General features: G+C 74.8%; 30 protein-coding genes. 15 read left to right on the plus strand and 15 right to left on the minus strand.

The features are described from left to right. Nucleotides 1-157 precede the first annotated feature (157 nt). On the minus strand, nt 158-1,624 hold the full coding sequence (locus ACI783_RS00005; RefSeq protein WP_457138531.1) for an aldehyde dehydrogenase family protein: 1,467 nt from the start codon (nt 1,622-1,624) through the stop codon (nt 158-160). Nucleotides 1,625-2,233: 609 nt separating this feature from the next. On the opposite strand from ACI783_RS00005, the gene ACI783_RS00010 reads away from it, so the two are divergent. The 9 genes from ACI783_RS00010 to ACI783_RS00050 all read left to right on the plus strand — a co-directional run bounded on the left by ACI783_RS00010 (nt 2,234) and on the right by ACI783_RS00050 (nt 11,550). Then, nucleotides 2,234-3,775: a GAF domain-containing protein gene (locus ACI783_RS00010; RefSeq protein ID WP_457138532.1), complete on the plus strand. Its 1,542-nt coding sequence runs from the start codon at nt 2,234-2,236 to the stop codon at nt 3,773-3,775. Beyond that, nucleotides 3,772-4,476, plus strand: a complete 705-nt coding sequence (locus ACI783_RS00015; RefSeq protein WP_457138533.1) for a response regulator — start codon at nt 3,772-3,774, stop codon at nt 4,474-4,476. Before ACI783_RS00010 ends, ACI783_RS00015 begins: the two co-directional genes overlap by 4 nt. A 206-nt stretch (nt 4,477-4,682) precedes the next feature. Then, nucleotides 4,683-5,408, plus strand: a complete 726-nt coding sequence (locus ACI783_RS00020; RefSeq protein WP_457138534.1) for a PIG-L deacetylase family protein — start codon at nt 4,683-4,685, stop codon at nt 5,406-5,408. Further along, complete coding sequence (locus tag ACI783_RS00025; RefSeq protein ID WP_457138535.1) at nt 5,405-6,109, plus strand: 4-carboxy-4-hydroxy-2-oxoadipate aldolase/oxaloacetate decarboxylase; 705 nt, start codon at nt 5,405-5,407, stop codon at nt 6,107-6,109. Before ACI783_RS00020 ends, ACI783_RS00025 begins: the two co-directional genes overlap by 4 nt. Next, nucleotides 6,106-6,807 carry an alpha/beta fold hydrolase gene (locus ACI783_RS00030; RefSeq protein WP_457138536.1) on the plus strand — a complete coding sequence of 234 codons (702 nt, stop codon included), beginning with the start codon at nt 6,106-6,108 and terminating at the stop codon, nt 6,805-6,807. The genes ACI783_RS00025 and ACI783_RS00030 overlap by 4 nt, the downstream gene beginning before the upstream one ends. A 19-nt stretch (nt 6,808-6,826) precedes the next feature. Continuing rightward, nucleotides 6,827-7,105, plus strand: a complete 279-nt coding sequence (locus ACI783_RS00035; protein ID WP_153361195.1) for a muconolactone Delta-isomerase family protein — start codon at nt 6,827-6,829, stop codon at nt 7,103-7,105. Between the two features lie 67 nt (nt 7,106-7,172). Next, on the plus strand, nt 7,173-7,547 hold the full coding sequence (gene ligA, locus ACI783_RS00040; RefSeq protein WP_457138537.1) for a protocatechuate 4,5-dioxygenase subunit alpha: 375 nt from the start codon (nt 7,173-7,175) through the stop codon (nt 7,545-7,547). Further along, nucleotides 7,547-8,404, plus strand: a complete 858-nt coding sequence (locus tag ACI783_RS00045) for a class III extradiol dioxygenase family protein (protein WP_457138538.1) — start codon at nt 7,547-7,549, stop codon at nt 8,402-8,404. The genes ligA and ACI783_RS00045 overlap by 1 nt, the downstream gene beginning before the upstream one ends. A 410-nt stretch (nt 8,405-8,814) precedes the next feature. Further along, the gene (locus ACI783_RS00050; protein ID WP_457138539.1) at nt 8,815-11,550 is read left to right on the plus strand and encodes an endo-1,4-beta-xylanase; all 2,736 of its coding nucleotides are present in this window, start codon (nt 8,815-8,817) and stop codon (nt 11,548-11,550) included. A 99-nt stretch (nt 11,551-11,649) separates the two neighbouring features. Here ACI783_RS00050 and ACI783_RS00055 read toward each other — a convergent pair whose 3' ends face one another. Together ACI783_RS00055 and ACI783_RS00060 are read right to left on the minus strand one after the other, a co-directional pair. After that, a complete protein-coding gene (locus ACI783_RS00055) occupies nt 11,650-11,868 on the minus strand; it encodes a hypothetical protein (RefSeq protein ID WP_457138540.1) in 219 nt (72 codons plus the stop codon). After that, nucleotides 11,865-12,200, minus strand: a complete 336-nt coding sequence (locus tag ACI783_RS00060) for a hypothetical protein (protein WP_457138541.1) — start codon at nt 12,198-12,200, stop codon at nt 11,865-11,867. The genes ACI783_RS00055 and ACI783_RS00060 overlap by 4 nt, the downstream gene beginning before the upstream one ends. 197 nt (nt 12,201-12,397) lie before the next feature. On the opposite strand from ACI783_RS00060, the gene ACI783_RS00065 reads away from it, so the two are divergent. Next, a complete protein-coding gene (locus ACI783_RS00065) occupies nt 12,398-13,090 on the plus strand; it encodes a response regulator (RefSeq protein WP_457138542.1) in 693 nt (230 codons plus the stop codon). Nucleotides 13,091-13,116: 26 nt separating this feature from the next. On the opposite strand, the gene ACI783_RS00070 is transcribed toward ACI783_RS00065, so the two are convergent. The 4 genes from ACI783_RS00070 to ACI783_RS00085 form a co-directional block, all read right to left on the minus strand. After that, a complete protein-coding gene (locus ACI783_RS00070; RefSeq protein ID WP_457138543.1) occupies nt 13,117-13,572 on the minus strand; it encodes a pyridoxamine 5'-phosphate oxidase family protein in 456 nt (151 codons plus the stop codon). Between the two features lie 131 nt (nt 13,573-13,703). Continuing rightward, the gene (locus ACI783_RS00075) at nt 13,704-15,440 is read right to left on the minus strand and encodes a GAF domain-containing protein (RefSeq protein WP_457138544.1); all 1,737 of its coding nucleotides are present in this window, start codon (nt 15,438-15,440) and stop codon (nt 13,704-13,706) included. Between the two features lie 198 nt (nt 15,441-15,638). Then, nucleotides 15,639-16,148 (minus strand): universal stress protein, encoded by a 510-nt coding sequence (locus ACI783_RS00080; RefSeq protein WP_457138545.1) that lies wholly within the window; start codon nt 16,146-16,148, stop codon nt 15,639-15,641. 51 nt (nt 16,149-16,199) lie between these two features. Then, a complete protein-coding gene (locus ACI783_RS00085) occupies nt 16,200-16,838 on the minus strand; it encodes a CBS domain-containing protein (RefSeq protein WP_457138546.1) in 639 nt (212 codons plus the stop codon). 158 nt (nt 16,839-16,996) lie between these two features. Between ACI783_RS00085 and ACI783_RS00090 the strand changes: the two genes are divergently transcribed. Continuing rightward, a complete protein-coding gene (locus tag ACI783_RS00090) occupies nt 16,997-17,281 on the plus strand; it encodes a hypothetical protein (protein WP_457138547.1) in 285 nt (94 codons plus the stop codon). Nucleotides 17,282-17,299: 18 nt separating this feature from the next. Here the strand turns inward: ACI783_RS00090 and ACI783_RS00095 are convergent, their stop codons facing one another. Both ACI783_RS00095 and ACI783_RS00100 read right to left on the minus strand, forming a co-directional pair. After that, complete coding sequence (locus ACI783_RS00095; RefSeq protein WP_457138548.1) at nt 17,300-18,295, minus strand: PfkB family carbohydrate kinase; 996 nt, start codon at nt 18,293-18,295, stop codon at nt 17,300-17,302. A 28-nt stretch (nt 18,296-18,323) separates the two neighbouring features. Then, nucleotides 18,324-18,731, minus strand: coding sequence for a four-helix bundle copper-binding protein (locus tag ACI783_RS00100; RefSeq protein WP_457138549.1), 408 nt, complete (start codon nt 18,729-18,731; stop codon nt 18,324-18,326). A gap of 162 nt (nt 18,732-18,893) precedes the next feature. Here ACI783_RS00100 and ACI783_RS00105 point away from each other — a divergent pair, with 162 nt between their 5' ends. After that, on the plus strand, nt 18,894-19,169 hold the full coding sequence (locus ACI783_RS00105) for a hypothetical protein (RefSeq protein WP_457138550.1): 276 nt from the start codon (nt 18,894-18,896) through the stop codon (nt 19,167-19,169). On the opposite strand, the gene ACI783_RS00110 is transcribed toward ACI783_RS00105, so the two are convergent. From ACI783_RS00110 to ACI783_RS00120, 3 genes are read right to left on the minus strand one after another with little or no spacing between them, the layout of a single operon-like run. Beyond that, nucleotides 19,150-19,749: a GerMN domain-containing protein gene (locus tag ACI783_RS00110; protein ID WP_457138551.1), complete on the minus strand. Its 600-nt coding sequence runs from the start codon at nt 19,747-19,749 to the stop codon at nt 19,150-19,152. The genes ACI783_RS00105 and ACI783_RS00110 overlap by 20 nt on opposite strands. A 50-nt stretch (nt 19,750-19,799) precedes the next feature. Further along, nucleotides 19,800-21,197, minus strand: coding sequence for a HAMP domain-containing sensor histidine kinase (locus ACI783_RS00115; RefSeq protein ID WP_457138552.1), 1,398 nt, complete (start codon nt 21,195-21,197; stop codon nt 19,800-19,802). A gap of 13 nt (nt 21,198-21,210) precedes the next feature. After that, nucleotides 21,211-21,930, minus strand: a complete 720-nt coding sequence (locus tag ACI783_RS00120; RefSeq protein WP_457138553.1) for a response regulator — start codon at nt 21,928-21,930, stop codon at nt 21,211-21,213. 148 nt (nt 21,931-22,078) lie between these two features. Here ACI783_RS00120 and ACI783_RS00125 point away from each other — a divergent pair, with 148 nt between their 5' ends. The 3 genes from ACI783_RS00125 to ACI783_RS00135 are packed head-to-tail and all read left to right on the plus strand — an operon-like array spanning nt 22,079 to nt 22,853. Then, nucleotides 22,079-22,435 (plus strand): STAS domain-containing protein, encoded by a 357-nt coding sequence (locus ACI783_RS00125; RefSeq protein WP_457138554.1) that lies wholly within the window; start codon nt 22,079-22,081, stop codon nt 22,433-22,435. Next, nucleotides 22,432-22,722: an STAS domain-containing protein gene (locus ACI783_RS00130; RefSeq protein WP_457138555.1), complete on the plus strand. Its 291-nt coding sequence runs from the start codon at nt 22,432-22,434 to the stop codon at nt 22,720-22,722. Before ACI783_RS00125 ends, ACI783_RS00130 begins: the two co-directional genes overlap by 4 nt. Next, the gene (locus tag ACI783_RS00135; protein ID WP_457078970.1) at nt 22,719-22,853 is read left to right on the plus strand and encodes a hypothetical protein; all 135 of its coding nucleotides are present in this window, start codon (nt 22,719-22,721) and stop codon (nt 22,851-22,853) included. The genes ACI783_RS00130 and ACI783_RS00135 overlap by 4 nt, the downstream gene beginning before the upstream one ends. Here ACI783_RS00135 and ACI783_RS00140 read toward each other — a convergent pair. The 3 genes from ACI783_RS00140 to ACI783_RS00150 are packed head-to-tail and all read right to left on the minus strand — an operon-like array spanning nt 22,829 to nt 26,636. Beyond that, entirely contained in the window at nt 22,829-24,511 is a 1,683-nt protein-coding gene (locus ACI783_RS00140; RefSeq protein ID WP_457138556.1) for an MDR family MFS transporter, read from the minus strand. The two genes, ACI783_RS00135 and ACI783_RS00140, sit on opposite strands and share 25 nt — an antisense overlap. A gap of 17 nt (nt 24,512-24,528) precedes the next feature. Further along, on the minus strand, nt 24,529-25,152 hold the full coding sequence (locus ACI783_RS00145) for a TetR/AcrR family transcriptional regulator (protein ID WP_457138557.1): 624 nt from the start codon (nt 25,150-25,152) through the stop codon (nt 24,529-24,531). 59 nt (nt 25,153-25,211) lie between these two features. Continuing rightward, nucleotides 25,212-26,636, minus strand: coding sequence for an NADH-quinone oxidoreductase subunit N (locus ACI783_RS00150; protein ID WP_457138558.1), 1,425 nt, complete (start codon nt 26,634-26,636; stop codon nt 25,212-25,214). Between the last annotated feature and the right edge of the window lie 12 nt (nt 26,637-26,648).

Consider the following 26,648-nt stretch of genomic DNA (forward strand, 5'->3'; position numbering starts at 1 on the left):
GCCCCGGCGGGCCCGGGGCGCGCGGCGCCCCCCCGCCGCCCCCCCCGCCCCCCCCCCCCCCCCCCCCCCCCCCCCCCCCCCCCCCCCCCCCCCCCCCCCCGGCGGCCGGGGTGGTGCGGCCGGGGCCCCGCGACGTCGCCGCGGGGCCCCCGGGCGCTCACTGCGGCGGCAGGCCGACCGAGTGGGTGTCCATGAACTCGCGGATGCCCTCGATGCCCAGCTCGCGACCCATCCCGCTGCCGTCGAAGCCACCGAAGGGAGCGCGCTCGTCGAGCACGCCGGCACCGTGGGAGTTCACGAACGTGTAGCCGGTGCGCAGCCGGGCGCCCACCGCGGCGGCGCGGTCCCGGTCGCCGGTCCACACCGAGGAGCACAGGCCCGACCAGGTGTCGTTGGCCCGGGCGATCGCGTCCTCCTCGTCGTCGAAGGGCAGGATCGGGATGGTCGGCCCGAACTGCTCCTCGACCACGATGCGGGCGTCGTCGCTGGGGTCGAGCACGATGGAGGGCCGCAGGAAGTTGCCGCGGGAGGTGTCCGCACCCGGGGCCGGCTCGCCGAACTCGCGCACCTCGTAGCCGGCGGAGCGGGCGGAGTCGACCAGCTCCTGCACGTACTCCTTCTGCTTGGGGCTGTGCAGCGGCCCCATGTTCACGCCCTCGTCGAGCCCGTGGCCCAGCCGGACCCCGGACAGCGCCGTGGAGAGGCCCTCGACGACCTCGTCGTAGCGGGAGCGGTGCACGTAGATCCGCTTGGCGGCCATGCAGATCTGGCCGGTGGAGTCGAACGTGCCGCTGTACAGCTTCTGGAAGGCGTCGTCGTCGAGCACGGCGTCGGCCAGGATCAGCGCGGGGTCGTTGCCGCCCAGCTCGAGCGCCACGCGGGTCAGCGACTCGCTGGCCATCGCCATGATCCGCTTGCCGCCGCCGGGGCTGCCGGTGAAGCAGACCTTCTTCACCCGGTCGTCCTGGATCAGCGCCGCGCCGATCTCGGCGTCGGCGCCGGTGACCACGTTGAGCACGCCCGGGGGCAGCAGCTCGGCGACCTGCTGCACGGTGCGCACGGTGGCCAGCGGGCAGGACGGCGGCGGCTTGACCACCACGGTGTTGCCGGCGAGCAGCGCCTGGGGCAGCGAGGCGGCGAGGATCGCCAGCGGCCAGTTGAACGGCACGATGATCGTCACGACGCCCAGCGGCAGGTACGAGATCCGCAGGTCGGTCGGCGGCGCGGGCAGCTCGACGACCCGGTCGACCTCGTCGACCAGCGCGGTGGCCAGGCCGAAGCGGTGGGCGAACACGATGGAGTCGATGAAGGACTCCATCCTGATCTTGCCGTTCTCCCGGGTGAGCACCTCGGCCGTCGCCGGCCGGTCGGCCTCCAGCGGGGCGAGGGCGGCGGTGATCAGCTCGGCGCGTTCGGCCGGGGTGCGGGCGGCCCAGGCCGGGAAGGCGCGGTGCGCGGCGGCGACGGCCTGCTCGGCCTGCTTGGCGCTGGCGGCCGCGGCGTAGCCGACGATCGAGACGCCGTCGGCGGGGTCGATGACCTGGAGTGAGTCGTCGGCGGTGTGCACCTCTCCGTTGATGAAGAGGTGTGTGGTGATCTCGGGCAGGTCTGCGAGGGACGGCACGGATGCTCCCGGGGGTCGGCGGTGACCAGGGCCGGTACGTACGGCCCGGGGTGGTTCGCCGTCCACCGTAGGCAGGCCGACGGCTGGACGGAAGGCGCATCGGACAGCTGTCCGCAACTCGTCACACGGTGGCGGGCCCGGCTACGTCATCCGTCTCGGTGGTGCCGGTGCTCGGTCCCGGCGGGTCGGCCGCCCGTGGGACGGATGACGTAGGCCGATCGCGCGCGGGCGCGCGCGACAGCCGTTGTCGTTCCGGGTTGCATCGCAGCAGCAGGCGTCCACCGGTCGCGACCGGTGACGGCCCACCCGCGTCGAGAGGAGGACGGCCCGTGTCCCCCACCGTCAGCACGGGGTCCGCGGCGCCGCGCGCGACGGTCGTGGCGCGCTCCGCCGGCACGCCCGTCGATCGCGGCGGCCAGAGCATCGCCGGACATGACGTCCCCGGCCCGGACGTCCCCGGGCGCTTCCTCCCCGGCCCCGCCGCGGGGTGACCGACCGGTGGCGGACCCCCGCGGGGTGACACCCCGTCCTGCCCTGACGTCCGACCTGCCACGCTCTGGTCGTACGGCCGCACCGGTGCGGCCGGACCCGAGCTGGGGGTGGGTGGCGATGGGCGCAGGGACGGTGGCGCGGGAGCGGACGGCGCAGGAGCTGCTGGTCGCCCTGGTCGAGGTGTCCGCCGACGGTCTCGGCGTGCTCGACCCCGAGGGCCGGCTGGTCCGGGTCAACCGCGCCGGCCGGGTCATCCTCGGGCTGGCCGACGGTGACCTGCCGCCGGGGTTCGTCCCCTTCGGCACCTCGGCCGCCGGCCTCGGGGTGCCCGACGGCAGCGGCGCGCTGCAGGAGGTCACCACCGCGGACGGCCGTCGACGCACGCTGGAGTACCGGCTGACCACGCTGCCCGACGGGCACGCCGCCGTCTGGTTCAGCGACGTCACCGACGAGCTGCGCCAGCAGGACCGGCTGACCGCCATCACCCGCGCCGCGGCCCGCGTGGCCGGCGTCCGCTCGCTGCGCACGACCCTGGACGCGGTGGCCCAGGAGGTGGTGCGGACCGCCCAGCTGGGGGCGGTGCAGATCTTCGCCCTGGACGACCCGCGGGCCGAGGTGCGCGTGCTGGGCATGGCCGGCTTCGGGGACGCCGCGGACTTCACCGAGCGGTTGTCGGCGGTCCGCCGGCTGGGGGCGCACGTCCGCTTCATGGACGCCTTCGCCACCGGCCGGCCGGTGGTCGTCCGGCACCGCAAGCCGGTGATCATGGCCGACCCCCGCTGGGCGCCGCTGCACGCGGTGATGGACACCCCCGAGTGGGACAGCTTCGCCTCGGTCCCGCTGGTGGTGGGCGGGCGCACCGTCGGCGTCATGAACGCGTACTACAAGCCGGGGGAGGACCCCAGCGCCAGTTCGCTGGCCTTCCTGGAGGCGATGGCCGACCAGGCCGCGGTCGCCATCCACATCGCGGCGCTGCTGGCCCACACCCGGTCGGAGGCGGAGTCCGACGAGCGCCGCCGGCTGGCCCGGGACCTGCACGACTCGGTGGTCCAGCAGCTGTTCTCCATGCGGCTCCAGGCCGGCGCGCTGCGCGCCCAGCTGGACGCCGGGGACGCCGGCCCGGCCGGCGTGCGGGCCGCGGCCGGCGAGCTGGCCGAGCTGGCGCAGAGCGCCCTGGCCGACCTGCGCGGGCTGGTCTTCGAGCTGCGGCCGCTGGAGCTGGCCGACCGGGGCCTGGTCGAGGCGGTGCGCGCGCACGCCGACAGCGTCGAGGTGCGGACCGGCCTGGTGATCGAGGTCCTCGCCGAGGGCGACGTCGAGCCCGCCTGGGAGCTGACGGTGCAGGAGGACGTCTACCGCGTGGTGCAGGAGGCGCTGCACAACGTGGTGAAGCACGCGCAGGCGTCCACGGTGGAGGTCCGCTTCGCCATCGATCCGGTGGAGCACTGCCTGGTGGTGACCGTCCTGGACGACGGGCGCGGTGCGGTGGAGGCGCCGGCCGGCCCCACGCTCGGGCTGGTGTCGATGCGCGAGCGGGCCGAACGGTGGGGCGGGCGCTGCACCGCCGGACCACGCGACGGTGGAGGCTGGCAGGTGCGGCTCACGCTGCCGTTGGTCGAGCAGGGACGAGAGCGGACCCAGGGAGGGCTGGACCGGTGAGCGAGCAGGAGCAGGGGGGCCAGGAGGCCGGTGCGCCGGCGACGGGGGTGATCCGGCTGATGGTCGTCGACGACCACGCCGTCGTCCGGCGCGGGATCCTCGCCTACGTCGACGCGGTTCCCGCCCTGGAGGTGATCGCCGAGGCCGGCGACGGGCAGGACGCGCTGGCCCAGCTGACCCAGCGGCGGACCACCGGTGCGCCGCTGCCCGACGTCGTCCTGATGGACCTGCAGATGCCGCGGATGGGGGGCATCGAGGCGACCGAGGCGATCGCCCGGGTGCACCCGGGCGTCGCGGTGGTGGTGCTGACCAGCTTCGGTGAGGTGGAGCGGGTGCACGCGGCCCTGGCCGCCGGCGCCTCCGGGTACGTGCTGAAGGACGCCGAGCCGACCGAGGTGGTCGCTGCGGTGCGGGCGGCGGCGGCGGGGGAGGTGCACCTGGACTCCGCGGTCGCCCGCCAGCTGACCCGGCGGATGTCCGGGCCGCAGGTGGGGCTGGCCGCGCTGACCACCCGGGAGCGGGAGATCCTGGTGCTGGTGGCGCAGGGGCACTCGAACCGGGAGATCGCCGACCGGCTGGTGATCAGCGAGCGCACCGCCCGCACGCACGTGAGCAACGTGCTCTCCAAGCTCCAGCTGACCTCCCGCACCCAGGCGGCACTGCTCGCCATCCGCGACGGGCTCATCCCACCGCCCAGCTGACGCCGACGGGTCGACTGCGACGGGATGACTGCGACGGGATGACTGCGACGGATGACTGCGACGGATGACGTAGCCGGCACCTGTCGCACTGCCCGGTCACGAGCTGACCGCCGACGGATACCGCCGGAGGCCTCACAGGCCTAGCGTGGGCGTGTCACCGGTCACTCCCGACGGCGGCACCCCGAACCGAGGAGCGCGCGCACCCGATGCCCGACAACCCGTCCGTGCTGGTGATCAGCGCCCACTCGGCCGACTTCGTCTGGCGGGCAGGGGGCGCCATCGCCCTCTCGGCCCAGCGCGGTGCGTCGGTCCACGTGCTCTGCCTGAGCTTCGGCGAGCGCGGTGAGTCGCAGGGGCTGTGGGCGAAGGAGGGGATGACCCTCCAGGGGGTCAAGGACGCCCGGCGGGCCGAGGCCACCGAGGCCGCGGGGCTGCTCGGTGCCAGCATCGACTTCCTCGACCTCGGCGACTACCCGCTGCGGGTCGACGAGGCCGCGCAGGACCGGATCGTCGGGGTGATGCGCGAGCGACTCCCCGACGTGCTCCTCACCCACGTGGCCAACGACCCGTACAACCGCGACCACAACCTGGCGCACGAGACGACGCTGCTCACCCGGATGGTCGCCCAGGCGCACGGGCACGACCCGGGCGCGACACCGCTGGGGGCCGCGCAGGTGCTGCAGTTCGAGCCGCACCAGCCCGAGGTCTGCGGGTTCGTCCCCGAGCTGCTGCTGGACATCACCCCGGTGTTCGAGCTCAAGAGCAAGGCGATGCAGTGCATGGGCGGCGGGCAGGGGCACCTGGTCGAGTACTACACCCAGCTCGGCACCCGGCGCGGCGTGCAGGCCCGGCGCAACGGCGCCCCGAAGGGCGTCACCCAGGCCGAGGCCTTCCAGCGCACCTTCCCGACGGTGGGTGACCAGCTGTGGTGAGCCGGAACGTGATCGTCACCGACACCCCGCGCCCGGACGCCGACGCCGTCGCGGTGCTGGCGAAGGCCGGGGTGGCCACCGCGCACGAGGCGATGGGCCGGCGCGGCCTCACCCACCCGGTGCTGCGCCCGATCTACCCCGGCGCTCGGATCGCCGGCCGCGCCGTCACGGTGCTCAGCCAGCCCGGGGACAACCTGATGATCCACGCCAGCATCGAGCAGTGCGGCCCCGGTGACGTGCTGGTGGTGACCACCACCTCGCCGTCGACCGACGGCATGTTCGGCGAGCTCTTCGCCACCCAGCTGGCCACCCGCGGGGTGCTCGGCCTGGTGATCGACGCCGGTGTCCGGGACGTCGCCGACCTGACCGCGATGGGCTTCCCGGTGTGGTCGCGGGCGGTCTCCGCGCAGGGCACGGTCAAGGCCACGCCCGGGTCGGTGAACGTGCCGGTCGTCGCCGCCGGCGCCCTGGTGCGCCCCGGTGACGTGATCGTCGCCGACGACGACGGCGTGCTCGTCGTCCCGCGCGCCGACGCGCCCGCGGTGGCCGAGGCCTCCACCGCGCGGGAGGACAACGAGCAGGCCAAGCGCGAGCAGTTCCAGGCCGGGGTGCTCGGCCTCGACGTCTACGGCATGCGCGAGAAGCTGGCCGCCCTGGGCGTCACCTACGTCCCCGCGAGCGAGCTGGAGGAGCGGGCATGAGCACCTTCGTCCTCGTGCACGGCGCCTGGCACGGCGGCTGGTGCTGGGACCGGGTCGCGCCGCTGCTGCGCGCCGCCGGCCACGAGGTGCACGCGCCCACGCTCACCGGGCTCTCCGAGCGGGCGCACCTGCTCTCGCCCCAGGTCGGGCTGGACACCCACACCGAGGACGTCGTCCGGCTGATCGAGGTGCTGGACCTGCGCGACGTCGTGCTCGTCGGGCACAGCTACGCCGGCAACGTGATCAGCATGGTCGCCGACCGGGTGCCCGAGCGCATCCGCCGGCGGGTGTTCCTCGACGCCTTCGTGGGGTCCGACGGGGAGACCGCGGTCTCGCTGCAGCCGGAGACGGTCGCCCACCACTGGGCGGAGTCGGCGGCCGAGCAGGGCTTCGGTTGGCTGGTCCCGGTGCGGAAGCTCTCGGTGCTCGGGGTGACCGAGCAGGCCGACGTCGACTGGCTGACCCCGCGGCTGACCGCGCACCCGTGGAAGACCTACACCGACCCGTTGCGGCTCTCCGGTGCCGCCGACGGGGTGCCGGCCGCGTTCATCGAGTGCGTCAGCTGGATGCGGGTGTTCCAGTCGCAGGCCGACCGGGCACGGGAACGTGGCTGGCCGGTGCACGAGCTGGAGACCGGGCACGAGGCGATGGTGACCGCGCCGAAGGCGCTGGCCGACGTGCTGCACGAGCTGGCCTGAGCGGGGAGGAGACCTGCAGATGGAGTTCCTGGTCCGGTCGGAGAACCGGTTGCCTGCCGACTTCCCGCCCGAGCGGCGGGCGGAGCTGCGCGCCGGTGAGCGGGCGCGCGCGGTCGAGCTGCGCGAGGCGGGCGTGCTCAAGCGGCTGTGGCGGGTGCCCGGTCGCAACGCCACCGTCGGCCTCTACGAGGCGGCCGACCCGGCCGAGCTGCACGACGCACTGATGTCGCTGCCCATGGCCCCCTGGCTCGACGTGCACGTCGAGGCGCTGGCCACCCACCCGCAGGAGCGCACGTGAACGGCACCGGCACCAGGCACGGCACGGACACCAGCAGGGAGCACGGCCGACGGGCGAGGAGGCCCTCATGACCACCGAACAGACCAGCGCACCACCGCGGTCGAAGATCGACGTGCCGGGCACGCCGATCTTCGACGGCGCCACCAGCCGGCGCGGTTTCAAGATGAACAAGCTGTTCATGAGCCTGCGCACCAAGGAGGCCCGGGACCGCTTCCTCTCCGACGAGGCGGCCTACTGCGCGGAGTTCGGGCTCACCCCCGAGCAGACGCGCGCGGTCACCGAGCGGGACTGGCAGGCGATGATCGACCTCGGCGGCAGCATCTTCTACGTCTACAAGCTCGCCATGATGGACGGGCGTTCCATGCAGTACCTCGGCGGTGTGTTCACCGGGATGACCGAGGACGAGTTCAAGGCGGCGCTCGCCGCGGGAGGGCGGTCCTGATGGCCGAGGTGATCTGGGGGCTGGCGACCTCGCACGTGCCGTCCATCGGCGCGGCGATGGACCGGGACAAGACCCAGGACGACAACTGGAAGCCGCTGTTCGACGGCTACCAGCCGGCCCGTGAGTGGCTGGCCGAGCACAAGCCCGACGTGGCGATCGTGATCTACAACGACCACGCCAACGGCATCGACCTGGACATCGTGCCGACCTTCGGCATCGGCACCGCCGAGCGCTACCCGGTCGCCGACGAGGGCTTCGGCCAGCGGCCGGTGCCCGAGGTGGTCGGCCACCCCGAGCTCTCCCTGCACCTGCTGGAGAACCTGGTCGACGAGGGCTTCGACCTCACCGTCTTCCAGGAGCTGGAGGTCGACCACGGCCTGACCGTGCCGCTGTCGGTGTGGACGCCGGACCCGGGGGAGGCGTGGCCGTGCCCGGTCGTGCCGCTGCTGGTCAACGTCATCCAGTACCCGCAGCCGACCGCCGCGCGCTGCTACGCGCTGGGCAAGGCGCTGGGCCGGGCGATCCGCAGCTTCCCCGAGGACATCACCGTCGGGGTGCTGGGCACCGGTGGCATGTCCCACCAGCTGGCCGGTGCGCGGGCGGGGTTCATCAACTCCGACTTCGACCGGCAGTTCCTCGAGGAGATCCAGACGAACCCGGAGAAGCTGGCGGCGCTGTCCCGCGAGGACTACGTGCGGCTCGCCGGCTCCGAGGGCATCGAGATGATCATGTGGCTGATCATGCGCGGTGCGATGGACGACGACATCACGCGGGTGCACGACACCTACTTCGTGGCGGCGTCGAACACCGCGGCGGCGCTGGCGCTCTTCGAGAACAAGGTGCTCCAGCCCGCCTGACGTCCGCGGCGCGCCCGTCGCGCCTCACGACACCGAGCCCGGTTCCGCGTCGCGGGGCCGGGCTCCGTCGCGTGCGGGGGTGGGGTGCGTGCGTGCGGGGGTGGGGTGCGTGCGTGCGGGGCGGGGTGCGTGCGTGCGGGGCGGGGTGCGTGCGTGCGGGGCGGGGTGCGTGCGTGCGGCCTGGGGCGCGGGCGGGCTGGTGGTCGGGTGCCGGGTCACCGGCGCCATCAGCTCGACACGCCGCCGACACGCGGCGTTCGCCCGAGATCGGTCGACGCCGATCCATTGACTTCCCCCGAAGTGGTGAGCTTCACTTCGGTCGGCGCGGTACCGGAAAGTTTCGATAACCGCCCGGGATCCATCCGGAAGCACAGTGGCTGCGCGATCCATCCCGAGGAGAACACGAGCACATGAGACAACGACGTCTGGTCGGCGGAGCAGCGATGCTCGGCCTGGTGGCGGGGGCCGGCGTGGTCGCCGCGCCCGCGGCCACCGCCGCACCGACCACGGTGCACACCACCGGCTTCGAGACCGGCACCGACGGCTGGTTCGGCCGCGGCGCCGCACAGGTGGCGGTCAGCACCGAGGAGGCCCGTACGGGCGAGGCGAGCCTGGCGGTCACCGGCCGCGGCGACACCTGGCACGGCCCGGGCCTGGACGCCCGGTCGTTCATGCCGGCCGGGCGCTACACCATCGAGGGCTGGGTCAAGCTGCCCGCGGGGTCGGGCAGCGACCTCGTCACGCTGAGCGTCGCGCGCACGCCCGAGGGCGGCGTCACGGCCTACGACTCGGTGGCCTGGCAGGTCGCGGTGTCCGACAGCAGCTGGACGAAGGTGAGCGGCACCTACGAGTTCGCCACCGCCAGCAGCCAGCTGGAGCCGTACTTCGAGAGCCCCGACGCCTCCCAGGCCTTCTTCCTCGACGACGTGACCATCGTCGGCGAGGCGGCCACGCCGCAGGAGCCGGGCACGCTGGCTCCGCTGGCCACGGACTTTGAGGACGGGGTGCAGGGCTGGGGCCCGCGCGGTGACGCCCGGGTCGAGCGCACGACCTCCGACGCCCACAGCGGCTCGGCCAGCCTGCTGGCCACCAACCGGCTGCAGAGCTGGCAGGGCCCGGCCGTCGACGTCACCCGCAACCTGGCCGTCGGCCAGACCGTGCAGGTGACCGTCTGGGCCAAGCTGGCGCCCGGCGAGGGCTCGGCGTCGCTGCGCGCCTCGATCCAGCGCAACCGCGGCACGCAGACCAACTACGAGAACATCGGCGGCGCCAGCGCGGTCGTCACCGACGCCGAGTGGACCCGGCTGCGTGGCACCTACACCCTCGGGGCGCCGATCGACTCGGCGCAGCTGTACGTCGAGGGCGACGCGAACACGAGCTTCCTGATCGACGACGTCACCGTCGCCCCGTTCGCCGAGACGCCGATCCAGGACGTCCCGGCGCTGCAGGACGTGCTCGGCGACCAGGGCTTCGAGCACGTCGGCGTGGCCATCGACTCCCGGGAGACCGTGGGCCGGGCCGCCCAGCTGGTGACCAAGCACTACGGCGCCATCACGCCGGAGAACGACGGCAAGCCCGAGGTCGTGCAGCCCACCGAGGGGAACTTCGACTTCACCAACCTCGACCGGCTGCTGGACTTCGCCGACGCCAACGACGTCGACGTGTACGGCCACGTGCTCGCCTGGCACTCGCAGACCCCGGCCTGGTTCTTCAAGGACGGCGACCGCGACCTGACCAGCAGCCCCGCCGACCAGGCCCTGCTGCGCGCCCGGCTGGAGGCGCACATCAAGGGGATCGCCGACCACATCGACGCCCGGTACCCCGACGGCGACTCACCCGTCTGGGCCTGGGACGTGGTCAACGAGGTCATCAACGACGGCGCCAACGCCAACCCGCACGACATGCGGGACAGCCGCTGGTTCCAGGTGCTCGGCGAGCAGTTCGTCGACGAGGCGTTCCGGCTCGCGGACCGGTACTTCCCGGACGCCGCGCTGTTCATCAACGACTACAACACCGAGATGCCGGAGAAGCGGGCCGACTACCTCGAGCTGGTCCGCAGCCTCATCGAGCGCGGCGTGCCGATCGACGGCGTCGGCCACCAGGTGCACGTGGACTTCGCCCGCCCGGTGCAGTGGGTGGGCGACTCCCTCGCCGGTGTGGAACGGCTCAGCGCCGAGACCGGCCGCCCGCTGCTGCAGGCGATCACCGAGCTCGACGTGAGCGACTCCAAGGAGAACAACGGCGCCGACGTCAGCAACGGCACGGTGCCGCAGCACGCGCCGGCCTACGCCGACGACGCCGCGGCCGCCGCGGAGCTGGGCTACTACTGGCGTGACCTGTTCGCGGTGTTCCGCGAGCACTCCGGGTCGATCGAGTCGGTGACCGTGTGGGGCGTCAGCAACGCCCGGAGCTGGCTGCGCACCTGGCCGGCGGCCCGGCCGTGGGAGCAGCCGACGCCGTTCGACGACGACCTGCAGGTCACCCCGGCCTACTGGGGCATCGTCGACCCGAGCCGGCTGCCGGCCCGCCCGGCGGACGTGTCGCCGCCGCGGATCGCGGCCAAGGACCCGGTCCAGGCCACCTCCACCGGCGTCGACGGTGCCCAGGTGACCTACACGCCGCCGGTCACCGGGGACACCCGGGACGGCGCGATCGTCCCGACCTGCGACACGCCCTCGGGCGCGCTGTTCCCGATCGGCACCACGACGGTCACCTGCACCGCCGCCGACGCGGCCGGGAACGTGGCCACGCCGGGGACCTTCGACGTGGTGGTCACCCCACCGGCCACCACGACCCGGCTCCACCAGCAGATCAACAACGGGCCGGTCGTGCGGGCGAACGTCAAGCAGACCGTCCAGCTGGTCGTGCAGTTCGGCAACAAGGGCACGGGTGTGCTGCTGGGCGACAGCTTCCAGTACTCCTGCGCCCAGACCTCGGGCCCGGCGATGACGCTGCAGCTGGCCCCGGGGTCCGCCCGGCAGGTCGGCAACCGCGACTACCCGGCCGGCCAGAACGCCAACTTCACCCTGCGCGGCAACCCCACGCAGGTCGGAACGGCGGCGTTCGACTGCACCCTGTCGATGACCGACTCCTTCGGGGCGCCGGTGACCGCGACCACCTCGGTCGCCATCGACGTCCGGAAGTGACCACCCGCGCCTGGAGGCCCACCGCCTGAGGGCCACCGCACGCAGCCGGCCCCCGTCCACCTCAGGTGGGCGGGGGCCGGTCGCGTTCGCGCGGGGCGGTCAGCGGCGCCGCCCCCGGCGGAACCAGGCCAGCGGACCGATCCAGCCCACCGCGATGACGAGCGCCCACCGGGCCTTGCTGCCGTTCACCTCGGCGGCCGGCCGGGTGGCCAGGTCGGCCCACGCGGTGGCGGCCAGGGACAGCTGGACCGAGGCCAGGGCGAGGACGAGGGCCTGCTGGCGTGGGGTGAGGTCCGCCCAGGGCGGGATGCGGGTCACCGGACCCGCCCCTCGAGCAGGCAGGTGGCCCCGGCGACGTGCGTCCGACCGCCGGACACGTGCGCCCGCAGCTCGGCCAGGACGTCGTGCTGACCGTGCGGGACGGCGGCCAGCACGGTGCGCCGGGGATGCAGGGCGGCGTGCTCGAAGACCGACCGGGCGAGCTCGGTCCGCACCCGCGGGGGTGTCGCCTGGGCCAGCCAGAACTCCAGCCGCACCCCGGCCTCGTCCTCGCGCACCTCCACGTGGGCGACCGGCCGGCCACTGCCGGCCAGGGCTGTCACGCCGTGCTCGTCGTGCTCGAACCGGAAGACGCTCGTCGGGTCGGTCATGTCCCCTCCTGGGCGGTCGCGGTGGCGGCTCCCGCCAGCATCCGCCGTCGGCGCGGCCGCCGGCGAGGGACCAAGGACCAGGTCAACCCGGTCCGGCATCGGTCGGGACCTTGGGCCCGTGTCCCGTGCGGTGGACAGCCTCTAGCGTGGGAGGTCGGCACGCCCGGAGACACCGGTGCGGGAGAGGCGGGCAGCTGGTGACCATTGGTGCGGCGACCGGGGCCGCGGCGAGCACCCCGGTGCGGGTGTTCCTGCTCGACGACCACGAGATCGTCCGGCGCGGTGTCGCCGACGTGCTGGAGACGGACCCGGGCATCACCGTGGTCGGCGAGGCGAAGAACGCGGCGGAGGCGCTGGCCCGGGTACCCGCGCTGCGCCCCGACGTCGCGGTGCTGGACGTGCGGCTGCCCGACGGCGACGGGGTCAGCGTCTGCCGCGAGCTGCGGTCGAAGATGCCCGACCTCAAGGTCATCATGCTGACCAGCTACAGCGACGACGAGGCGCTCTTCGAGGCGATCATGGCGGGCGCATCGGGCTACCTGCTGAAGCAGATCCTCGGCCAGGACCTGGTCTCCGGGGTGCGCACGGTGGCCGGGGGCGGGTCGCTGCTGGACCCCACCGCCGCCGCGGCCGTGATGGAGCGCATGCGCCGGGCCGCCGAGCCGACCGGCCCGCTGGCCAAGCTCAGCGACCAGGAGCGGACCGTGCTGGAGCTCATCGGCGAGGGGCTCACCAACCGGCAGATCGGCGAGCGGATGTTCCTGGCCGAGAAGACCGTGAAGAACTACGTGTCCCACCTGCTGGCCAAGCTCGGGCTGGAGCGGCGCACGCAGGCGGCGATCCTCGCCACCGAGCTGCGCGGCGGGTCGGGGTCGGCGCAGCTCCGCTGATCCCCCCGGCCCCTCGTCCGTGCCGGTCAGGCGCCGGCGAGGGGGGCGGTGGCGGACGGGACCGCGGCCCCCAGCGAGATGCGCCGACCGCGGAGGAGGGTCATGCCGATCGCCACGTAGCAGGGGTCGTCGGCCGGCGCCCACGCCCGGGCGCCGGTCGCGTCCAGGGCCGCCACTTCCGCGGGGTCGCGGATCAGCCGGGAGGCGCCCACGACGGTGACGTTCCACCCGGTGCGGTCGGCCGGGTCGTGCTCGTCGACCTCGAAGGCGACGACCGCACCCCGGCTCGCGGCGGCCACCTTGCTGCCGTGGCGGGTGGGGATGATGATCTCCGCCCCCACGACGGCGAAGGAGACCGGCTGGATCGCCGGCAGCGCCCCTTCGGTGTAGGCGATCCGCCCGATCGCGGCGGTCTCCAGGAGCCGCCGGCTCTCCGCGTCGGAGAGCACCTCGAGCACACGGTCGGTCACCTGGGTCGGCACGGGTTCCTCCAGCGCGCGGGTCCGTCGACTGTGCCGGGCACAATCGTCTGCCGCTCCACTGTGCCCCGCCGGGGCGGGGCGGCACCCGGGTCCTAGGTCCTGACCTGTCCCACCGGCGGCGACCGGAGCCGTCAGCCGCGGCCGGGGACCGGCAGCGGCGCGCACCAGCGCAGCCGGGTGCCGCCCTCGGGCAGCGCCGTCACGTCGCTGTCCCCGCCCCACCGGCGGGCCCGCTCCTGCATGTTGCGCAGGCCGCTGCGGGCCACGGTGGGGTCGATGCCCCGCCCGTCGTCGAGCACCTCGAGCACGACCTCGTCGGCCACGTCGAGCGTCACGGTCACGTGCCAGGCGCCGGAGTGCCGGGAGGCGTTGCTGACCCCCTCCCGCACCACGGCCTCGACGTCGACCGCCAGCTCACCGGTGACCAGGTTGTCGACCGCACCGGACATCCGCACCGTCGGGTGCAGGCCGTCGCCGGTGCCCTCGGTGACGATGTCCAGCACCCGCCGGCGGAGGCTGTCGGCGTGCTCGGCGTCGTCGGTGGTGTGCAGGTCGAAGATCGTCGTGCGGATGTCGCGGACCGTCTCGTCCAGCTGGTCGATCACCCCGCGCAGGCGCTGCTGCACGGTGGGGTCGCGGACCCGGCCGGTGGCCGCCTGCAGGCTCAGCCCCGCCGCGAACAGCCGTTGGATCACGTGGTCGTGCAGGTCCCGGGCGATCCGGTCGCGGTCCTCGTAGACGTCGAGCTGGCGGGCCACCTGCTGGCGCACCGCCATGTCCAGGGCCAGGGCGACCTGGTCGGCGAACGAGCTGATCAACGGGCCCAGCGTCGGGTCGAAGGGGTCGCGCCCACCCCGGCGGCAGGCGATCAGCACCGCGGTCTGGCTGTCGACCCCGCGCAGCGGGACGGCGATGACCGGCCCCCAGGGCGGCTGCGCGGCCGGACCGGCGGGGTCGAGCCCCGAGAGGTCCAGGGTGACCACGCCGTCGGCCTGCGCCACCGCGGCCAGCACGGGGCTGTCGGCCAGCCGGAGGGTGGTGCCGGGGAGGGCGCCGAGCCCCTCGCCGCGCTGGGCCTGCACCTCGAAGCGGTCGACGTCGTCGGTGGCGCGGACCAGCCAGGCGCCGTCGGCGTCGGTGAGCTCGGCGACCCGGTCGACCACCAGCTGGAAGGACGCCTCGGGGGAGAGCCCGCCGAGCAGTGCGGCGCGGACGTCGGCCACGGCGGTCAGCCAGCGCCGGCGGACCTCGCCCTCGGCGTAGAGCCTGGCGTTGTCGATCGCGATGCCGGCGGCGCCGGCGAGCGCGGTGAGCACCGCCTCGTCCTCGGCGGTGAAGGCGCCGTCGCGCTTCTCGGTCATGTAGAGGTTGCCGAACACCTCGCCCCGGACCAGCACCGGGACGCCGAGGAAGCTGCGCATCGGCGGGTGGTGCGGCGGCATGCCCACCGAGGCCGGATGGGTGCTCAGATCGGTGATCCGCAGCGGGTGCGGATCGGTGATCAGCTGCCCGAGCACGCCCTTGCCCTCGGGGAGGTGCCCCATCCGGGCCGCCAGCTCCTCGTCGATCCCGACGGTGATGAAGGCGCCGAGCCCACCGCTGGGCCGCAGCACCCCCAGCGCGCCGTACCGCGCGTCGACCAGCCCGGTGGCCGCCTCGACGATCTGGCGGAGGGTGGCGTCCAGGTCCAGGCCGCTGGAGACGCTGAGGAAGGCGTCGAGCAGGTCCTGCACCCGCTCCTGCGAGCGGGCGACGGCGGCGAGCCGCTCCTGCACCTCACCGAGCAGCTCGGTCAGCCGCATGCCGGCCAGCGGCGAGGCGGCGGCCGGTGCGTGATCGGTGTCGGGGCGGGGAGCGCGGCTGCTCATCACGCCCAGATTCGCACTGCTCCCGCGGGGAGGGAAGCCCGGGGTGCCGGCGCGGCGCGCAGCGGGCGGCCGGCGAGGACCGAGGTGCGCAGCACGACGCAGCAGTGCCGGGAGGCGGGGGTCCACGGGCGCACCCCCCAGCGGTCCAGCCGGGCGACCTGGCTCGGGTCCTGCACCAGGCGGGAGGGCCGACGGCGGTCACGTCCCAGCCGGTCCGGCCGGCGACCGGTGCACCAGCGCGGGGGCGGCGGACGTCGCGACGACCTCCTCGGCGACCGTGCCCAGCGACGTACCGAGCGAGGCGGCGCCCCAGGTGAGCCCGACCGCGCCGACGACGACGAGTGACGAGGAGCCCGCTGCCGCGCGCAGCACGTCGGCGGCGGTGCCGTCGACCAGGTCGGCGCGGACCCGGCCGACGGGCAGTCGGTCCACCAGCGAGGTGCGCAGCCGGTGCAGGTCGGCGTCCGCGGACCGGCGGGCGGCGGCGCGGGCGTCGGCAGGCAGCCCGGCCGGCTGCCGCGCCGGCCAGCTGAACGCCCGGACGAGGTGGAGCGGCGCACCACGGCGGGCCGCCTCGGTGGCGGCGGCGCGCGCCGCCTCGGTGGCGGGGACGGAACCGTCGACCCCGACGACGACGGGGGCGACGGGGCGGGGGACTGGTCGGTCATGGCTGCTCCAGGGCGGGCGTGCGGGGTGTGGTCCGAGCATGCGGCGTCCGCCGCGGCCCGCCCCGGGGCGAAGGTCCCCGATCGGGGTGCCCTAGCGCCCGCCCCCTGGCTCGACGACGGCGACGACGCCCGGGACCGTCCGGGCCAGGGTGGACAGCGCCCGGTCCAGCACCTCGGGACCGCCCGTCCCGTCGCCGGTCGCCGGACGGCGCCGCCCGGCTCCACTCACCGTGACGACCCCGTCGGCGGGCGCCACCGACCAGCCGTCGCCCTCCCCGGTGTAGGCCTCGACCAGCCGCTGCACGTCGCCGGCGATCTCGTCGTCGGACCGCACCAGCGTGCGCAGCAGGTCGCGTCGGCTGAGGATGCCGACCAGCCGCTCGCCGTCCACGACCGGGGCGCTGCGCAGCCGGCGGTCGACGAAGAGCCGGGCCACGTCGGCGACGTCGGCCGTGGCCGGAACGGTCACCACCGGGGAGGTCATGACGCCCCGGACCAGCAGCGGCGGCGGGGCGTTCTCCGGTTCGCGGACCATGTGCAACCGCGGGTCCTGCGGCAGGCGGCTGCGCAGCACGTCGGCCTCGGCCACGATGCCGACCACTGCACCCGCTTCGCTCACGACCGGGAGCGCCGCGTACCCGTGCCGGGCCATGATCTCCGCGGCCTGCTTCGCCGACGCCTCCGGCGTCACGGTGACCACGTCCCGGGTCATCAGGTCCCTGGCCTGCACGGCGGCTCCTCCCTCGCGGAGCTCCCATGCTCGTGCAGGACGGCGGTCCCCGCCAGGGCCGGACGGCTGCGCTCGGGAGACCACAGCCGGTGTCCAGCAGGCACGATCGGCTCCACCACCCGGGCGGCCGCGCCCGCGGCGAGCGAGAGGAGCCGGAGATGGACCACCAGGAGGAGCGGTGCTGCGCCCAGCAGGTGGGGGACGTGGTGGCCGGGGACGTGGCTGTGCGCCGGGTCGCCGCGGGGGCGACCGCCAGCGGTGCCCTGGCGGTGGGGAGCTGGGCGGTGGGCGCGCTCGCCGTCGGCTCGTTCGCCGCCGGTGGCCTGGCGGTGGGGGCGCTGACGATCGGGCTGCTGCGGATCGGTCGGCTCACCGTCCGCCGGGCGGAGTTCGGCGAGCTGCGGGTCGGCAGCCTCCAGGTGGGGGGCCGGACGATCACCTGACCGGCCGGTCCCGCCGGGTCAGCGGCGGCCGGCCTCGAGCTCGGCGAGCGTCGGCGGGTCGGCGCCCGGCCGGGTGCAGGCCAGGGCGGCGACCAGCGCCGCGTCGTCCAGCAGCCCGACGAGCTCGGCCTCGGGCAGGTCGAGCAGGGCCGCCCGGTCGAGGACGCCGGTGCGGACCAGGCCGGCGAACAGCCCGGCGGCGAGGCTGTCCCCGGCGCCCACGGTGTCGGCCACCGGCACGCTCGGCACCTCCCGGCGCAGCAGCGGGCCGCCGGGCCGGACAGCGCGCAGCGGCCGCCCGCCGTCGGTGACCAGCACCAGCGCCGGCCCCTCGGCCGCCCAGCGGGTGGCGGCCTCGTCCAGGTCGGCGCCGGGCTCCAGCCAGGCCAGGTCCTCGGCGCTCACCTTGACCACGTCGGCCACGTGTCGCAGGCCGGTGACCCGCGCGCGGACGGCGTCCGCGTCGTCGGCCAGGGTGGGCCGGACGTTGGGGTCGAAGCTGACCAGCGCCGTCCCCTCCGCGCGCACCCGGGCGACCAGCGCGGCGATGGCGTCGGATCCGGGCGGCGTCCAGCTGGAGATCGACCCCACGTGCACGATCCGGGTGCCGGCCGGCCAGACCCGGCCCAGCTCCTCGGTGGTCCACTGCCAGTCGGCCGCACCCCGGGTGTGGAAGGAGTAGCTGCCCGACCCGTCCTCGGCCAGCGCGACCACCGCCAGGCTGACCGGCTCCTCGGCGGGGAGCATCGCGTCGGTGGCCACGCCGTTGCGCGCGGCGTGGTCGCGCAGCAGCGCACCGAACGGCCCGGCGCCCACCCGCGCCATCAGGTGCGTCGGAGCGCCGAGCCGGGCGGCGGCCACCGCGACGTTCAGCGCGTTGCCGCCGGGGAAGGCGGTGTACCGCGGCGGAGGAGGAGCGGTAGGCCGGCCGCCCGGTGCGGCGGTGGCCTCGGCCGGCGGGGAAGGAGCGGCCGGGATCAGGTCCACGACCAGCTCCCCGCAGACGGTGATCACCGCCACACCGTAGCGGCGGGCGGACGAGTCAGCCGAGCGAGGCGATCAGGTCGCGGCAGGCCTGCTCGCAGTTGCGGCAGGCCTCGGCGCAGACCCGGCAGTGCTCGTGCATCTCGGCGTGCCGCGCGCACTCGTCGCCGCAGGCCCGGCAGGCGGCGGCGCAGGCCTCCAGCACGGCGCGGGTCAGGTTGGCGTCGTAGCCGGTGTGGCGGGACAGCACCCGGCCGGTCGTGTCGCAGACGTCGGCGCAGTCGGCGTTCGTGCGGATGCAGGTGGTCAGCTCGGCGACCATGTCCTCGCTGAGGCAGGCGTCGGCGCAGGCGGTGCAGGCCTGGGCGCACTCGAAGCAGGCGTCGATGCAGGCGAGCAGCTTCTCCCGGTCGATCCCGCCGAGGTCCTTCGGGTAGGTGTCCAGCATCTGCGCGGTGAGAGTCATGCGTTCCTCCTGGTCGTCGGGGCGGGCGACGGGCGTCGCCCGCGCAAGCCCGTCCTGCCCTACCCCCGCACGCCACCGGCTCACCTTTGCGATCCGGTGACGGATCGCCACATGCGCGACGCGGGGCTTCCCGGACGGCCCCGGAGAGCCCAGGGTGGACGCATGGTTTCCGTCTGGGTACAGAGCGTGCACAACCTGCACTGCCCCCGATGCGACAGCCGGCTCGTGGAGCAGGCCGGGCGCTTCGCGGTCGCCGAGCGTCCGTCGCCGGTCTACGTCGGCGAGGTGGGCACCCTGCAGTGCCCGGAGGGCCATGTCCTCCCGCCGCGCGACGTGCTCTACGCGCACCGCGAGCAGCGCGGCCTGCCCCGGGCGGTCCCGGTGTCCGAGGTCGAGGCACCCTCCGCGGAGCGACCGCTCACGATGGTGGAGCCGTGAGCAGCGGGGCGTAGTCCTCCGCCGTCAGCGGCGCCGAGGTCAGCTCGCCCGAGGGCAGCGGCGCCTCGACCGGGAGCCCGTTGCGGCTCAGCAGCACCGCGTCCACCCCGACCACGCTGGTCGCGGTCAGCACGATCTGCGCCACCGTGCGCCGGCTGTCCCGCCCCGACGGCGCGTCCGCGTCGTCCTGGAACGCGATCGTCGCCGTCGACCCGGAGAGGTCGGCCAGCGACAGCTCGGTGCCCGGCGGCAGCGCGGTCGACAGCTGGTCGTCGCGCTCCGCCCGGGTCGGCCCCTCGGTGAGGTCGCCGAGCAGGTCGGCCAGCCGGACGGCGGCTCCGCCCTCGGGCACCTCGCGTGGCCGGGGGACCAGCACGTCCGACGGAGCCACGAGGTACACCTGCGGCTGCTCGACGCCGGGCTGCGCCGGCACGGCCGACGACGGCGGCGCGCTCGGCGACGCGAGGGCCGAGGGCACCTGGGAGCTCGGGATCGCCTCCGGCGGCCCGCCGGTCGGTACCCCGCAGGAGGCCAGCGCGAGGGGCACCGCGATGGCGACGGCGGTGAGCGGTGCCGGCACCCTCCTGCCCGGCGCCCTCCTGTCCTGCGCCGCTCTCCTGTCCTGCGCCCTCACGACGACGCCGCCGGCAGCGCGATGCTGAACCGGGCCCCGCCGGTCGGGCTGGGTGCGCACCAGGCGGCGCCCCCCAGGTGGGTGGCGGTCTCGGCGACGATCGCCAGCCCCAGCCCGGCCCCGGGCAGCGACCCTCGGGCGGCGCGGGGGCCGCGGGCGAAGCGCTCGAAGACCCGTTCCCGGTCCTCGGCGGCCACGCCCGGCCCGGCGTCGTCGACGTGCAGCACGACGGAGGCCCCGAGGCGCTGCACCTGCACCGCGCTGACCCCGCCCGCGTGCCGGTCGGCGTTCTCCACCAGGTTCCGCACGGCCCGCTCCAGCGGGAGCTTCCGGGCCAGCACCGTCGTGCTCCGGTCGTCGTCGGCGGTCGTGAGCAGGTCGACCGGGTGGCCGGTGCGCTCGAGCACCTCGCGCACCAGCGCCGCGACGCTGACCACCGGCGGGGCCGCCCCGGACGCCGCGTCGCCGGGGGTGTCCCGCGCGTTGTCCAGCTTGGCCAGCTCGAGCAGGTCGTCGAGCGTGCGGCGGAACCGGTCCAGCTCCGACTGCACCAGCGCCAGCGCCTCCCGTCCGCGCGGGGTGAGGTCGTCGCGCCGGCCGGCCAGCACCTCCACGGTGGTCACCAGGCTGGTCAGCGGGCTGCGCAGCTCGTGGCTGACGTCGCCGACGAAGCGGGCGTCCCGGTCGATCCGGGCGGAGAGCGCGTCGACCATGCTGTTGAAGCTCCCCACGATCGCGACCAGGTCGGGGTCGTCGGTGGGTGGCAGCCGGGTGGTCAGGTCGCCCCCGGCGATCGCGGTGGCCGCGCCGGCCACCTGCTCCAGCGGCTGCACCGCCCGGCGGCTGGCCCAGCTGCCGAACGCCGCGCCGGCGAGGGTGGCGGCACCCGCACCGGCGGCCAGCACCGCCCCTAGGGTGCGCAGCGACAGCTCCAGCTCGGTGAGGGTGGACACCTCGTAGAACTCCACGTCGGTGCCGGGCAGCGCGGCGCCCACGATGAGCCGCGGGCCGACCTGCGAGCGGGTGCGGGCGGTGGCCGGTTCACCGCCGGCCACCTGCTCCTGCAGCGCCGCCGGGACGTCGCGCGCGCCGACCTCCAGGCTGGAGGAGTACCAGGCGCCGCCGCTGCGCACGAGCACGTCGGCGCCGCCGGAGGGCACCAGGTCGCCGAGCACGTCACCCACCTCCGTGCCGGCGGTGGACAGCCGGCTGCGCAGCAGGCTGGCGTCGGTCAGGGCCTGCCGGACGGCGGAGCGCTCCCGCTGGTCGAGCAGGTAGTTGCGGGCCAGCACGAAGGTGGTGGCGACCAGGACGGCGGAGACCAGCAGCGTGCCCGCGGCGAACCCCAGCACGATCCGGGCGCGCAGGCCCCGCGGGCGCTGGGTCCATCTCACTGCGTGCCCAGACTCACTGCACGTCCAGCCGGTACCCCAGCCCGCGCACGGTGACGACGACCTGGGGGTTGCCCGGGTCCAGCTCGATCTTGGTGCGCAGCCGCCGCACGTGCACGTCGACGATCCGCTCGTCGCCGAAGAAGCCGTGCTCCCAGACCCGGCTGAGCAGGTCCTGGCGGCTGAGCACCCGGCCCGGCACCGACGCCAGCTCGCAGAGCAGCCGGAACTCGGTCAGGGTGAGGGCCAGCTGCTCCTCGCCCCGGTGCACCGTGCCGCGCTCCTGGCGCAGCACGAGCGGCGCCGCCGCGTGGGAGTCCAGCACCACCTCGGGAGTGGTGGTGTCCGCCGCGTCCGGCCGGGGGGCAGCGCTGGACACCCGGCGGCGCAGGGCGCGCAGCCGGGCGGTGACCTCCTTGAGCTGGAAGGGCTTGGTCACGTAGTCGTCGGCGCCGGCCTCCAGCGCGGCCACGATGTCGTGGGTGTCGGCGCGGGCGCTGACGACGATGATCGGCAGGTCGTGCTCCCGCCGGACCTCGCGGATCACCGCGAAGCCGTCCATCGCCCCGAGCATGAGGTCGACGAGCATGAGGTCGGGGACGGCGGCGGCGACACGGCGGACCGCGTCCTCACCGTCGACGGCCTCCTCGACCACGTAGCCCTCGTCCTCCAGGGCCCAGCGGAGCGCGGTGCGGATGTGGTCGTCGTCCTCGACGACGAGGAGACGCGGCGGCACGCGGTCATGCTGCCACGTGACCGGTGGGCAGCGCCGCCGCAGTGCGGTCGTCATCGGATCGCAAACGAACGGATGGGGGGATCGTCACCCTCCGCGGGCAGGCTGAGTTCTGACCGCACCGTGCCCGCGGCGGCCCGAGGAGGACCGGATGACCAGCAGCACCGCAGCCCGGCAGACGTCCGCGCGACCCGACGAGCGCGCCGGCGACGAGCGGTTGGTCCACCTCTGCGAGGACGACGTCTGCGACGGGCTGGCCGACGTGCGCTGGCTGCTGCACCAGGCGCTCCTCGGGGGGGCGCGGCGGATCGTCGTCGACCTCACCGAGGTGCCGAACCTCGCCAGCCCGGCGCTGGCCAGCTTCCTGTGGGCGCACCGCATCTGCCGTGCCCGCGGGGGTGCCGTGGTGCTGCGCGGCGCCGACCGGCGCACCCAGGACGTGCTGCGCCGCACCGGTCTGCAGCACGTGCTGCACGTCGAGCCGCGCCGCTCCCGGGTCGCCGCGTGATCCGCCCGGTGCACGAGCCGGAGACCGCCTACCTGGAGTTCGTCGATGCCCAGGCCGGGGCGATCCGGGCCGGCGGCCGGCTCAGCGTGCAGGGCGCCGACCTCATGCGCGGCGCCGTGCTGGTGCTCCAGGGGCGCGGTCACCGGCGGGTGACGCTGGACCTGGAGGGAGTGCAGGACGTCGACGACGACGGCCTGCACGCCCTCCGCTCGCTGCAGGACGCGATGTCGGCCACCGGCCGGGAGCTGGTGCTGCTGCACCCGCCCGCCGGGGTGGGCGCGCGGTGAGCGCCCGGCTGCGCTGCCCCGGCTGCGGGGCGCAGGACCCCGAGGAGGTGCCGGACGCCGGCGACGACCCGGGCTGGTGGTCGCGGCTGCGCTGCCGCGACTGCCGCTACGAGTGGGCCGCCGGCGGCTGAGCGTCCGGCTCCGGCGCCGACTCGGTCACCACCACGTCCGGGGCGCCGTCGTCCGCGGTGGGTGCCGGCGCCGGCAGGTCGCCCTCGTCGGTGACCGCCTCGCCCCGGGCGACCATCCCGGCGACGTCGGACAGCGGGATCTCCTTGATCAGCAGCGCCAGCACCAGGGCGATGCCGAAGGCAGGCAGCAGGTAGCCGAACACCGGCGCCAGCGAGTCCGCGTAGGCGGCCACGATCGCCTCGCGCAGCGGCTCATCGGCGGCCTGCACGGCGGAGGGCACGAGCGTGTCGGGGGAGACGATCCCCGCCGCCGCGGCCTCCTGGGCGTTGGCGGCCAGGGCGCCGCCCAGGTTGTCGGCGAGGCGGCTGGTGAAGATGGTGCCGAACACCGCCACGCCGAGGGTGGCACCGACCTCGCGGAAGTAGTTGTTGGTCGCCGTCGCCGAGCCGATGTCGCGGGCCGAGACGGCGTTCTGCGCGATCAGCACCACGATCTGCATGATCAGGCCCAGGCCGAGCCCCATGACGAACAGCTGGGTGCCGACCACCCACACCGGGGTCTGCCCGCTGAGCGTGGTCATCCACGCCATGGCGGCGGCGACGGTCACGACCCCGACGACCGGGAAGACCTTGTACCGGCCGGTCCGGGTGGTCGCGATGCCCGAGCCGATGGCGGTGATGAACAGGCCACCCATCATCGGCAGCATCAGCAGGCCGGAGTTGGCCGCCGACGTGCCCGAGGCCATCTGCAGGAAGGTCGGCACGAACGCCACCGCGGAGAACATCCCCAGCCCGACGGCGGCGCCCAGGGCGGTGGCCACCACGAAGCTGCGGTTCCGGAACAACGACATCGGGATGATCGGCTGGGCGGCGCGCAGCTCGACCCGGACGAACGCGACGACGGCGACGGTGAACAGCGCCATCAGGCCCAGCGTCCGCGGGTCGGTCCAGCCGTCGCTGCCACCCCGGTCGGTGAAGAAGATCAGCGACGCGGTCGCCGTCGACAGGGTGACCACGCCCAGCACGTCGACCGGCTCGGTGTTCCGCTTGCGCGGCAGGGCGAGGGCGAACCAGGCGACGACGAGCGCGGCCAGGCAGATCGGCACGTTGATCCAGAAGCACCACTGCCAGCCCAGCTCGGGGTGGTCGGTGAAGAACCCGCCGACCAGCGGCCCGGCCACCGCCGAAAGGCCGAAGACCGCACCCAGCGGCCCCATGTACTTGCCGCGCTCCCGGGCCGGGACGATGTCGGCGATGATCGCCTGGGACAGGATCATCATGCCGCCGCCACCGAGGCCCTGGACCCCGCGCCAGAAGACGAACGTGCCGAAGCTGGGGGAGAGGGCGGCGCCGACGCTGGCCAGGGTGAACAACCCGAGCGCGACCAGGAACAGCGTGCGTCGTCCGAAGAGGTCGCCGAACTTGCCGTAGACCGGCATGACGAGGGTGCTCGCCAGCAGGTAGGCGGTGGTCACCCATGCCATGTGCGAGACGCCACCGAGATCGCCGACGATCGTCGGCATCGCGGTGGAGATGATCGTCTGGTCCAGGCTGGCGACCAGCATGCCGGCGATGAGCGCCGAGAAGATGAGGTTGATCCGCCGCCGGGTCAGGACGATCGGTGGGGCGCCGGTGGGCGCGGAGGTCGCGGTGGACACGGGGCTCCTCGGGAGGGTCAGGCTGTGACGGGGGGTGTGGATCCGAGCGCGGCGACGTAGGCGGCCCGGGTCCGGTCGATGTGGGTGCGCAGCGGTGCGCCGTCCTCGGCGTCGATCCAGCTGCGGCCGGCCAGGCGGAGCAGCGCCTGGGCGGTGGTGGCCAGCGCGGTGCAGCCCAGGTCGGGCTCGCGCAGACCGCGGCGATCGGCCACCAGGGCGGCGATCTCCGCCTCGTGGGCGATCTCCCGGGCGATGTGGCCGGCCAGCAGCCGGGGCTCCTGCTGGGCCAGCTGCATCGCCTGCAGCAGGCTCTCCCGGCCCTCGTGCTCGATCAGCTCGGTCGGGTCCAGCAGCAGGAGCAGGTCGCTGAGCAGGTCGCCGGTCGGGCCGCCGGCCAGGAAGGCGGCGCGTGCTTCCGGGCTGCCGGTGGACGGGTCGTCGCCGAGGAGGGCCGCCTCCTTGGACTCGAAGTAGTTGAAGAAGGTGCGCAGCGAGACGCCGGCGGCGGCGCAGACCTGCTCCACGGTGACGCCGTCGAGACCGTGCTCGAGGGTGAGAGAGGTCGCGGCGGCCCGCAGCTGGCGGCGGGTGGCCGTCTTCTTCGCCTCGCGCAGCCCGGGAGTTTCTTGCACGGCGTGCATTCTTGCACGGTGTGCAAGCAGCGGGGGTCGATGCCACCCGATCGGGGTGCCGGCGGCGCTCAGCCCAGCGGACCGCTCCCGACCAGCGCGGTCACCACCCCGGCGCCGAGTCCCACGGCGAGCACCCCGACCGCGCCGGCGGCGGCGGCGCCGCGTGCCCACGGGCGGTCGGGCGGTTCCTGCCCGCCGTCCCCGGCGTCGTCCTGGTCGTCGTCCCGGGACAGCGCGGGCACCAGCCACCGCAGGTAGTAGGCGAGGCTGAGCACGGTGTTCGCCGCGGCGACGACCACCAGCCAGGCCAGGCCGCCGTCCCAGGCGGCGGTGAAGACGGTGAGCTTGCCGAGGAAGACCGCCGTGGGGGGCGTGCCGACCAGGCTGAGCAGGGCGATCACCAGCGCGGCTGCCTGCCCCGGGTGCCGGCGGGCCAGGCCCCGGGAGTCGCCGAGCGCATTCGTCCGCGGGTCACCGGCGAGCACCGCGAAGGCGGTGAGGTTGGTGACGGCGTAGCCGACGAGGTAGGTCAGCAGTGCGGGCACCGCGGCGTCGGTGCCGCCGACCACGGCCACCGGCATGAGCAGGTAGCCGACCTGGCTCACCGTCGACCAGCCCAGCAACCGGCGGGCGTCGGTCTGGCCGAGCGCGGCCAGGTTGCCCAGCGTCATGGTCACCGCCGCGAGCACCCCGATGAGCAGCGGCCACGGCAGCGGACCGGGCAGCACGTCGACGAGCCGCACCGTCGCGACCAGTGCCCCGACCTTCGGCACGGTGGTGAGGAAGGCCGCCGCTGCGGTGCCGGCGCCCTGGGTCGCGTCGGGCACCCAGAAGTGCAGCGGCACCCCGCCGGCCTTGAACAGCAGGCCGCCGAGCACGCCGATCGCCCCGACGGCGACCGCGGCCGCCGGCGCACCGGCCAGGCCGTCGGCCAGCCCCGCGTAGGCGGTGGTGCCGGCCACCCCGAACAGCACGCTGCTGCCGAGCAGCAGGAAGATGCCCGACAGGGCACCCAGCAGGTAGGTCTTCAGCGCGGCCTCGGCGGCCCGGGCGGTGCGCCCCAGCCCGACCAGCGCGTAGAGCGGGATGCTGGACAGCAGGAAGCCGACGGCCAGGACCAGCAGGTCGTCGGTGGCCGCGAGCACCACCGCGCCCAGTGAGCCGAGCAGCAGCAGGGTGTACGTCTCGCTCTCCCGCACCTGCCCGGCGAGCTCCTCGATGCCCAGGCCGATGACCAGCAGCGTCGAGGCGACGACCACCAGCCGGGCGATGCCGGTCGGGGTGTCGACGACGAACGCGCCGAACACCGTCCGCGTCGGGTCGCCCAGGGCCAGGGTCGCGGCCACCCCGGCGGTCAGGAGGGCGGCGACCGCCACCAGCCGGGCGATCCACTGCCGCTGCTGGGGCAGGAACGAGCCGGCCAGCAAGGTGACGACGGCGCCGGCGAGCAGGCAGATCTCCGGCAGCAGGGCCAGGGGGTCCTGGGCGATCACCGCAGAGCCCCG

The organism is Modestobacter sp. SYSU DS0511 (genome assembly GCF_054050755.1).

Coding starts and splice junctions, on each gene's coding strand:
- ACI783_RS00080 (WP_457138545.1), bottom strand. CDS start 16,148: ATGCTCGGACCACACCCCGCACGCCCGCCCTGGAGCAGCCATGACCGA.
- ACI783_RS00125 (WP_457138554.1), top strand. CDS start 22,079: ATGACCAGCAGCACCGCAGCCCGGCAGACGTCCGCGCGACCCGACGAG.
- ACI783_RS00060 (WP_457138541.1), bottom strand. CDS start 12,200: ATGACCGACCCGACGAGCGTCTTCCGGTTCGAGCACGACGAGCACGGC.
- ACI783_RS00010 (WP_457138532.1), top strand. CDS start 2,234: ATGGGCGCAGGGACGGTGGCGCGGGAGCGGACGGCGCAGGAGCTGCTG.
- ACI783_RS00035 (WP_153361195.1), top strand. CDS start 6,827: ATGGAGTTCCTGGTCCGGTCGGAGAACCGGTTGCCTGCCGACTTCCCG.
- ACI783_RS00090 (WP_457138547.1), top strand. CDS start 16,997: ATGGACCACCAGGAGGAGCGGTGCTGCGCCCAGCAGGTGGGGGACGTG.
- ACI783_RS00045 (WP_457138538.1), top strand. CDS start 7,547: ATGGCCGAGGTGATCTGGGGGCTGGCGACCTCGCACGTGCCGTCCATC.
- ACI783_RS00075 (WP_457138544.1), bottom strand. CDS start 15,440: ATGAGCAGCCGCGCTCCCCGCCCCGACACCGATCACGCACCGGCCGCC.
- ACI783_RS00020 (WP_457138534.1), top strand. CDS start 4,683: ATGCCCGACAACCCGTCCGTGCTGGTGATCAGCGCCCACTCGGCCGAC.
- ACI783_RS00030 (WP_457138536.1), top strand. CDS start 6,106: ATGAGCACCTTCGTCCTCGTGCACGGCGCCTGGCACGGCGGCTGGTGC.
- ACI783_RS00100 (WP_457138549.1), bottom strand. CDS start 18,731: ATGACTCTCACCGCGCAGATGCTGGACACCTACCCGAAGGACCTCGGC.
- ACI783_RS00105 (WP_457138550.1), top strand. CDS start 18,894: ATGGTTTCCGTCTGGGTACAGAGCGTGCACAACCTGCACTGCCCCCGA.
- ACI783_RS00050 (WP_457138539.1), top strand. CDS start 8,815: ATGAGACAACGACGTCTGGTCGGCGGAGCAGCGATGCTCGGCCTGGTG.
- ACI783_RS00145 (WP_457138557.1), bottom strand. CDS start 25,152: ATGCACGCCGTGCAAGAAACTCCCGGGCTGCGCGAGGCGAAGAAGACG.
- ligA (WP_457138537.1), top strand. CDS start 7,173: ATGACCACCGAACAGACCAGCGCACCACCGCGGTCGAAGATCGACGTG.